Source organism: Nostoc sp. DedQUE12b, assembly GCF_034530835.1.
In the GTDB taxonomy this organism is placed as follows: Bacteria; Cyanobacteriota; Cyanobacteriia; order Cyanobacteriales; family Nostocaceae; genus Nostoc.
This window is the reverse complement of sequence record NZ_JAVRCI010000143.1, coordinates 1-9132: the sequence shown is the minus strand read 5'-3', so window position 1 is coordinate 9132 and position 9132 is coordinate 1. Positions and strand designations below refer to the sequence as shown.

General features: G+C 42.3%; 8 protein-coding genes. 3 read left to right on the top strand and 5 right to left on the bottom strand.

What is annotated here, in order from left to right; translation table 11 throughout:
- Positions 1–93: 93 nt before the first annotated feature.
- Both RMY16_RS32595 and RMY16_RS32590 read right to left on the bottom strand, forming a co-directional pair.
- Positions 94–843 (bottom strand): Uma2 family endonuclease, encoded by a 750-nt coding sequence (locus tag RMY16_RS32595; RefSeq protein WP_322739845.1) that lies wholly within the window; start codon positions 841–843, stop codon positions 94–96.
- A 63-nt stretch (positions 844–906) separates the two neighbouring features.
- Positions 907–1632: a Uma2 family endonuclease gene (locus tag RMY16_RS32590; RefSeq protein WP_322739844.1), complete on the bottom strand. Its 726-nt coding sequence runs from the start codon at positions 1630–1632 to the stop codon at positions 907–909.
- A gap of 181 nt (positions 1633–1813) precedes the next feature.
- Between RMY16_RS32590 and uvrA the strand changes: the two genes are divergently transcribed.
- A complete protein-coding gene (gene uvrA / locus RMY16_RS32585; RefSeq protein ID WP_322739843.1) occupies positions 1814–4702 on the top strand; it encodes an excinuclease ABC subunit UvrA in 2889 nt (962 codons plus the stop codon).
- Positions 4703–4932: 230 nt separating this feature from the next.
- On the opposite strand, the gene RMY16_RS32580 is transcribed toward uvrA, so the two are convergent.
- The 3 genes from RMY16_RS32580 to RMY16_RS32570 form a co-directional block, all read right to left on the bottom strand.
- On the bottom strand, positions 4933–5415 hold the full coding sequence (locus RMY16_RS32580) for a hypothetical protein (protein WP_322669404.1): 483 nt from the start codon (positions 5413–5415) through the stop codon (positions 4933–4935).
- Between the two features lie 123 nt (positions 5416–5538).
- A complete protein-coding gene (locus RMY16_RS32575) occupies positions 5539–6096 on the bottom strand; it encodes a hypothetical protein (RefSeq protein ID WP_322739842.1) in 558 nt (185 codons plus the stop codon).
- Positions 6097–6224: 128 nt separating this feature from the next.
- Complete coding sequence (locus RMY16_RS32570; protein ID WP_322669406.1) at positions 6225–6677, bottom strand: cupin domain-containing protein; 453 nt, start codon at positions 6675–6677, stop codon at positions 6225–6227.
- A 182-nt stretch (positions 6678–6859) separates the two neighbouring features.
- On the opposite strand from RMY16_RS32570, the gene RMY16_RS32565 reads away from it, so the two are divergent.
- The gene (locus RMY16_RS32565) at positions 6860–8416 is read left to right on the top strand and encodes an ATP-binding protein (RefSeq protein WP_322739841.1); all 1557 of its coding nucleotides are present in this window, start codon (positions 6860–6862) and stop codon (positions 8414–8416) included.
- Between the two features lie 106 nt (positions 8417–8522).
- Complete coding sequence (locus tag RMY16_RS32560; RefSeq protein WP_322739840.1) at positions 8523–8897, top strand: response regulator; 375 nt, start codon at positions 8523–8525, stop codon at positions 8895–8897.
- The last annotated feature ends 235 nt before the right edge of the window (positions 8898–9132 follow it).

The window sequence follows — 9132 nt, the reverse complement described above, 5'->3', positions numbered from 1 at the left end:
ACTTCCGAGTTCCGAACACCAATGACCGAGTAAAAAGGTCGAACTTCCGAGTTCCAAACACCAATGGCCGAGTAAAAAGGTCGAACTTCCGAGTTAAACCTCTGGTTCCACTCCTAGCGCTTTTAACTGGGCTGCTAATCTCTCTGCACGCTGACTTTTTTGTTCTGCAAGCTGTTGAGCGACATTTTTCTCTTGCCGTTCTTTTGCTGCTAACTCCAAACCCCACAGTAATAGTTCGCTGTTATCATCCCACCAACGCAACCAATAACCTATGCGGTTTTCTCGGCTTCCTTGCCATACGCCTAAAAACAAGTTCATTTCGGCAATCCAGTGACGATTATTTGCATCTGGTGTTTGCAGTGCATAATTTCCTAAATCATCTCGCCGATAAACTTCTAAAACTCCCCCGTCTGGTTCAAAAATGGCATAGTTTGGCACTTGTAAAATCTGCTCATAATAAAACCATTTACCAGGGGGATAGGTCGGTTTACTCGAATACTCTCCACCTTCGGTATCTGAGAGAAATTCCATCACAATTACAGGAATATCACCTTGGAGTCGTGGCGTATAACTGCGCTTCACTTCTTCTCGTGAGACTCGAATAGATGGTACATAACCCCAATCTGGTGCTTTGACGACAAATCGATTATTCAAAGTGGCGCAGATACCGTAGTTAGTGATGGTTAAAGCATCGGCGGGTAATCTTCCAGCAAGTTCCAAGCTTTCTGTTAAAGCAGCAGCCAAGAGTGGCTGATTAATGTTATCCACTGGTTTGTTGTCTAAAACAAAATCATCAGGTAACTTTTCCCAGGTGACATTATGAGTGGCTGCATTGGCTAGCATAATCAGAATATTTCAAGTACAAATTCAATTTCTAATAGCGCGATTAAAAAATTGCACACGGCGTTACTCCTGAGCAAAGGTTCGCACTTCTTCCACTGATAATGCCAAAGCTTGGGCAATCTGTTCGATGCTCAAATCCATTTGCAATAATCGGGGTATGGCATCTCTTCTAGCTTGTTCTGCAAGTTCCGCCCGTTGTCGTTCTTGCTCGGCGTTGCGAGAAATTTCTGTATAAGTTAAAAACCGTTCTCCATCAGGGCGATATAACTGCAAACCCTCTGTTGATAAAGCAAACCGAACTTTTAAACGGGGACTCACCCAATCTTCCATTTGGGGGATGACATCTAAACCGTCTTCGCTACGCAACCATCCACGCAAATTATTTCGCTCAGGATCGTAAATGTAATACTCTTCCACGCCATAGCGATCGTAGAAAAGTAATTTCTTGTCCATTTCAGTTTGGGTGTTGCTGGGAGAAAGAATTTCAAACACCACTTGCGGTGCAATTCCCTCTTCTTTCCATTGTTGGTAACAGAGGCGATCGCCTTTTGGTCTACCCAATACCACCATCACATCTGGGGCGTTAACAATTTTGTTACGTCCCTCTACGGGATACCAAAATAAATCTCCGGCGACAAATACATTTGGATCGTCGGCAAATAGCCAATCTATATTCTGCTTGATTTCTACAATCCAGCCAAATTGTATGGTATTATTAGCCACTGGTTGTCCGTCGCTATCTGGGTAGATGACCTCTGGCTGGGTCGGCGGTTGGATTTGCGATACCATAGCTTCGCCCTCAGAAGGATATTTAATCGAGATGCTTCCAAATTAGCAGACTCTTAAGGATGTCTGCGCCATGAATCTGGAACGATAACTAACTAAAACAGTACTATTGTTCTACAATAAACCGATTAAAGATAGTATTATTAAGGACTGTTTCATAAGAAACTCCTTCTTCGCCGCCAATATGTCAGACCAACAGCTAGCAGCATCCTTGAATGGACATCTTCCGTACCCCAGCCACAACAGCCAGAATACCATTCGGATTCGGGGTGCTAGGCAGCATAATCTGAAAAATATTGACTTGGAATTGCCACGCGATCGCCTAATCGTCTTCACTGGCGTTTCAGGTTCTGGTAAGTCTTCCCTAGCCTTTGATACCATTTTCGCTGAAGGGCAACGCCGTTATGTGGAATCCCTCAGCGCCTATGCACGGCAATTTCTCGGACAACTAGATAAGCCGGATGTGGAAGCGATTGAAGGCTTAAGTCCAGCAATTTCTATTGACCAAAAGTCAACGTCTCATAACCCCCGTTCCACAGTCGGTACGGTGACAGAGATTTACGACTATTTGCGGCTGTTGTTTGGTCGGGCTGGCGAACCCCATTGTCCGATATGCGATCGCTGTATTGCCCCCCAGACAATCGATGAGATGTGCGATCGCATCATGGAATTACCAGATCGCACCCGCTTCCAAATTCTTGCACCCGTTGTCAGGGGGAAAAAAGGCACACACCGTAAGCTTTTGTCAAGTCTGGCTTCTCAAGGTTTTGTCCGCGTGCGAATCAATGGGGAGATCCGCGAACTGTCAGATTCCATTGAATTGGATAAAAATCTTACCCACACCATCGAAGTGGTAATTGACCGCTTGGTGAAAAAGGCTGATATTCAGGAGCGTTTGGTTGATTCTTTGTCTACGTGTCTCAAGCAATCAGGTGGTATTGCAGCCATTCTGGTGAGTCTGCTTGGTGACGACGGACAAGAAAAAGAAGAAGAATTAGTATTTTCAGAAAACTTTGCTTGTCCAGAACATGGCGCGGTAATGGAGGAACTATCACCGCGATTGTTCTCCTTTAACTCACCTTATGGTGCTTGTCCGCACTGTCACGGAATTGGGACTTTAAGAAGATTTGCGCCAGACTTGATAGTACCCGACTGGGAAGCGCCAGTTTACGCTGCGATCGCGCCCTGGTCAGAAAAAGATAATTCTTATTACTTGGAATTACTCTATAGTGTCGGACAGATTTATGGATTTGAGTTACAGACAAATTGGGGCAAGCTGACAGAAGAACAGCAGCAAATTCTTCTGTATGGCGAGAAAGACGAACGAGCCGCAGAGGCACAGAGAAAGCAGAGTTTTAAAGGTGCTATTCCAATTTTGCAACGGCAATATGAGGGTGGTTCGGAATTAGTTAAGCAAAAATTAGAGCAGTATCTAATCGATCAACCGTGTGAAGTTTGTCTGGGAAAACGGTTAAAACCGGAAGCCTTGGCGGTGAAGTTGGGACAATATGGAATTTTAGAATTAACTGGAGTCTCGATTCGGGATTGTCGGGAGAGAATTGAGCAATTTAAGTTGAGCGATCGCCAGTTACAAATTGCCGATTTAGTCCTGAGAGAAATCAAAGCTAGATTGCAATTTTTGTTAGATGTAGGTTTAGATTATCTCACCCTTGACCGTCCCGCTATGACTCTTTCCGGTGGCGAAGCCCAACGAATTCGTCTAGCAACGCAAATTGGTTCTGGTTTAACAGGAGTTCTCTACGTTCTAGATGAACCGAGTATTGGTTTGCATCAACGAGATAATGGCAGGTTGCTCAAAACTTTAACTAAATTACGCGATTTGGGTAATACATTAATTGTCGTTGAACACGATGAAGAAACAATTCGTGCAGCCAACTACATAGTTGATATTGGCCCTGGTGCAGGAATTCACGGCGGAAATATTATCGCCCAAGGTGATTTTCAGGCGTTATTAGCAGCAGAAGATTCTTTGACGGGTGCATATTTATCAGGAAGGCGAGTAATTACCACACCAGCAGAACGCCGAGAAGGAAATGGGCGTAGTTTGGGAATTAAAAATGCCCATCGCAACAATTTAAGAAATATCGATGTAGACATTCCATTAGGTAAACTCGTCTCCATCACAGGTGTGTCTGGTTCTGGCAAATCTACTCTGATTAATGAATTACTATATCCATCTCTGCAACACCATTTAACTAAGAAAGTTCCCTTACCGAGACATTTGGATAAAATTCAGGGATTAAACGCGATTGATAAAGCGATCGTTATCGATCAATCCCCAATTGGACGTACACCACGTTCTAACCCTGCAACTTACACAGGAATTTTCGATGCCATCCGAGATGTATTTTCTCAAACAGTAGAAGCTAAAGCTAGGGGTTACAAACCTGGACAATTTTCCTTCAACGTTAAAGGTGGACGTTGCGAAGCTTGTAGCGGACAGGGTGTGAATGTTATTGAAATGAACTTTCTCCCTGATGTTTACGTGCAATGCGAAATTTGTAAAGGTGCAAGGTATAACCGCGAAACTTTGCAAGTGAAGTATAAAGATAAGTCTATTTCTGATGTTCTGAGAATGACAGTTGAAGAGAGTTTAGACTTTTTCCAGAATATACCCAAAGCGATCGCGCGTTTGCAAACTTTATTTGATGTCGGGTTGGGTTATGTCCAATTAGGACAACCTGCGACTACCTTATCAGGTGGTGAAGCGCAACGGGTGAAATTGGCAACAGAACTATCTCGACGCGCTACAGGTAAGACACTTTATTTAATAGATGAACCGACAACAGGGTTATCTTTTTACGATGTCCACAAATTATTAGATGTGTTGCAACGATTGGTAGATAAAGGTAATTCAATATTAGTAATTGAACACAATTTAGATGTAATTCGTTGTTCTGACTGGGTGATAGATTTGGGGCCAGAAGGTGGCGACAAAGGGGGAGAATTGATTGCTGTGGGTACACCGGAGGAAGTTGCAAAAAATCCCAGGTCTTATACTGGGCAATATTTACAGCAGGTATTAAAACAATATCCGGCGATGAAGAAATAAAGTTTTTGTCTCAGTCATAGACGCAAAGAAGTTTATCACATGGTAGGTGCAAATAAAAGCGATCGCTGATTCTAAAATAAACAAACTTGCATCAACATGAAAAAACTTTCCCAAAGCCTCAGCTTGTTTTTTAGTGACTTATAGTCGACAAAATCCCCAACTTATTTGAGAAGTTGAGGAGTTGCTGTTTGCAATTCTTACAAATAAAATAGGATTGCAATAAATGTTTATCAAGTTGTAGCTAAAGCTGGTTCTGCCAAAAAATATTTCAGATTTTCTTGCTGGGTAGCAAATTTCAAATATTGAGATGCCATTTCTGGTGTTAGTAATTCAACCATTAACCTGTTTTCTACCCAAAACTCAATCACATCAAAGAAAGAATCGCGGTTACAGCGCACTACACGCCAACCTTCACGCACACCAATTTTTTCAATTTCTTGCTGACTAATGGGTACAGAGATTGCTGCATGAATATCTGTATACCTAGCAGTAATAGCAGTATGCACAAATACACATTGTTCATCACCTTCGCCAGGTTCTATTTGAGAACCTAAAGGATAAAGTTCAATGGCTGTACCATATTCATCAAAAGGTATAACCATAAAACTTCCTGGGTTAGGAGGAAAGGGAACAGCTTGCGCTTTTAAGATTTCCGCCAAAACTTGAGCAACATGGCTAGGGTTTCTAACAGCAATTGAAATATGGTGAATCATAAAATAACCTCAGTTCGATATTTTGTAGATTAGAAAACAATCGGGTAGAACTAGGGGAGGTAGGAGAGAGAAAAAATTCTTAACCTCAGCGTATTGGCTTCTATGCAACTTGGTATCATTAACTTATTGAGGTCGTCCATAATGAGCGCGACCCTTACCATCGGCAGTCTCAAGTACTAAAACTTGCTGCCCATAATCATTCGTCTCGATCAACCACTCGTAAGTTTCAGGCTTTGCTGTATTTCGGCTGGAGTAGGTGCGTCCGCTATTACAGATTTGCCCTTTAGATGTGCTGTCGCTAGGTACAAAAGTAAGGCGTTGAGCCTCAATCTTAACTTTGCCTTTTTCCTCTATGAAAAGGTTAGACGCACAGTTGTAGGTGTTGATTTGAATCAGCCTATTTCGCTTGTAGTTTCCGTTAGATGCAAGTTGGAATTGATCGCTAGAGCCGTTTGGGGCTGCGGACTGCCCTGTGTAACTGTCTTGGTATTGGATAGACGAGATTCGACCGTACCGCCACTCGCCCTGGAGTTCAGCAGGCACTCCATTATCGTTACCCGCCTGACTCGCGCTTGGGTAAAAAACAAGGCTAGCGGTGAAACCCAAACTCAGGGCAGTAGTAGCGAAAAAGCGGACAGTTTTTGCTCTGGAATAGAGTTGCTTGTTGGTTATTGAGTGCATAGCATTTCTGTGGAAATAGATTTATTTGTCAACAAAAGCGATTTACAACGCGAACTCTGCGTGTTTATATATTGCCTATCCCAATGGGGGCACACATATGTGCGCCCAAATCCACCCAAAGCAAAATTTCATGCAATAAACTGCAATCCATATTTGCTCAAAACAGGCTGTACTTTTTCCATGTTTAGGGATGCACTATCTGCTACTTGACCCATTTCTTCATAAAACTTTTTCGCGCCCTTGGGTGAAATTAAAACCAAAAATTTCGCAGTAGCAGAACGAATTTTAAAGCCGTGTGCTGTATTGTGAGGAATGTTAACGAAAAAGCCTGGTGATGCCAAAATTGTTTCTGTACCAATTTGGATGTCTAGTTCACCTTCTAGAATATAAAACGCCTCTTCCCAAGGGTGAGTATGAAGTGGTGGGCCATTTTCCTCTGTATCTGTAATTTCATAAATTGTCCACGCTTGATTAGTCTCTTCTCCGGTTACTTTTGTTGTGAACTGTGCACCAATAACTGAAAATTGATTTCCTTCTCCTGATGCAAGAATAGTTGGTTTCCGCATGGTTGCATTTTGCATTCAAGTTACTCCTTGTTGTGTAATTTAGTAAGTAATTTACAAATTTGATTTGATGTTTTTAACATTAGAAATTAATCGGGGAGAACTAGGGTAGATAAATGGGTAATTGCTATTTTTTTTGTAACTGATTATTAAGATATTGAACTAAGGTTAAAATCTCTAGAAACAATTAGTAGCCTATTGTGGCTAAAGTCGATATTTCCATGCCTAAAGAGTCACTCAACTTCCCGAAAGCAGACATACTGGTGATTGATGACACGCCAGAAAACCTGAATCTCCTATCTGCCATGTTGACAGAACAGGGATATAAAGTTAGAAGTGTAACTAAAGGTTCTACGGGTTTACGGGGAGCAAATGCAGTTCCCCCCGACCTAATTTTGTTGGATGTGAATATGCCTGAGATGAATGGCTATGAAGTCTGCCAACACCTGAAGGCAAACGATCGCACCCGCGAAATTCCAGTAATTTTTATCAGCGCCTTGGGTGATGTGCTAGATAAAGTAAAAGCCTTTACAGTTGGTGGGGTAGACTATATTACTAAGCCTTTTCAACTAGAAGAGGTTTTAGCACGAATTGAAAATCACTTGACCATTTGGAAACTGCAACGACAACTCCAAGCCCAAAATGAGCGGTTGCAGCAGGAAATTTCTGAACGCGCCAAAGCAGAAGAGAAGTTTGCTAAAGTTTTTCGCTCTAGTCCCAACCCAATCGCGATCGCTACAGTTTCGGAAGCTCGTTTTATTGATGTCAATCCCAGTTTCTTGAAGATGAGCGGTTATTGTCTAGAGGAAGTGATTGGTGATACTGCTGCTGAACTTAATTTGGGTAAAAACACAGTCGCGATCGCTCAAACAATTCAACTTCTGCCAGAAACTGGCTCACTATACAATCTAGAATTTGAATTTTCTACTAAGTCTGGAGAACTCAAAACCATACTGATATCTCTCGAATTAATTGACTTAGGTGGAGTGCCATGTGCTTTATTAATTGCCAATGACATCACCGAACGCAAACGCCTAGAAAACGAATTTATCTCTTTAGTCAGTCATGAGTTGCGTACACCTTTAACTTCCACAATGGGAGCATTAGATTTATTGAATTCAGGACAACTGGGAACTTTGAATGAACAGGGGCAAAAAGTCCTCAGCATTGCCACCACTAATACTGAACGCCTGATTCGTTTAGTGAACGATATTCTCGATTTAGAGCGGATGAAATCGGGCAAAATCTTCACGCGCAAGGCGAAGTGCAACGCCGCAGACTTGCTAATTACGGCAACGGAAGCAATGCAAGCAATGGCAGATAAATTACAAGTTCGACTGATTATAAATCCTGTAGCAGTAGAACTTTGGGCAGATCCCGATCGTCTCTTGCAAACCCTCACCAATTTACTGAGCAACGCGATTAAGTTTTCTGAACCAGGAGATACTGTGTGGATAAGCGCAACTCTTTCAGAATCCAGAGGCGTTGAGTCTGAAGAAAATCAGCTATCATCCAACTTCCTTTTAATTACAATCCAAGATGAAGGGCGAGGAATTCCTGAAGATAAATTGCAAATCATCTTCGAGCGTTTTCAGCAGGTAGACGCATCTGACTCCCGCAATAAAGGAGGAACAGGTTTAGGACTGGCTATTTGCCGAGATATCATACAGCAACATGATGGTAAAATCTGGGTTCAGAGTATTTTAGGCAAAGGTAGCACTTTTTATGTACTGCTACCTTTAGTAGACTCTCAATAACAGCTTTTAATTACCCAAATCTCCCCTACTTCTGCCCGATTGCGTTCTAAAATAGCTGAAGACTAATCAAGCTAATCAGCATCACATATCATCTGAGAGTGACAATATGAGCAGAAATATCTTGATTGTTGATGATGAAGAAGATGTGCAGGCGATCGCAAAATTGGGATTAGAAATGGGTGCTGGTTGGAACGTATTGACTGCTTCTTCTGGTCGAGAAGCGTTGAATCTAGCTGCCAACTCTAAACTTGATGTAATTTTACTAGATATGATGATGCCTGATTTGGATGGGCGTGCCACTCTGCAACAACTGAAAGCTAACCCCATCACTAGGTTAATTCCAGTAATTTTACTAACTGCCAAAGTCCAGGAGTCCGCTCAAGAGAGCTTTGCTGGCTTAGATGTAGCTGCTATCTTTGCCAAGCCTTTCCGTCCCTTGAAACTAGCAGCGCAAATCAGTGAAGCATTAGGTTGGGACTGAATTTTTTCTGTGTGGTTACAGCAAAGAGGTTACTACCTACATATTATGTATGACAAATTTTCTGATTCGCATTGACAGATAACCGGGCAGATGTGGGTACAAAACGATTTGGCGTTGGATACCATCTGTCAGATTGAGGCGCAAAGGAATTGGTCTATAAATAATTTAAGCTCTGGGAAAGCGATCGCCCCTACCAATATCCTCCAATAACCAGCTACGCAAAAGAGGATCTAAA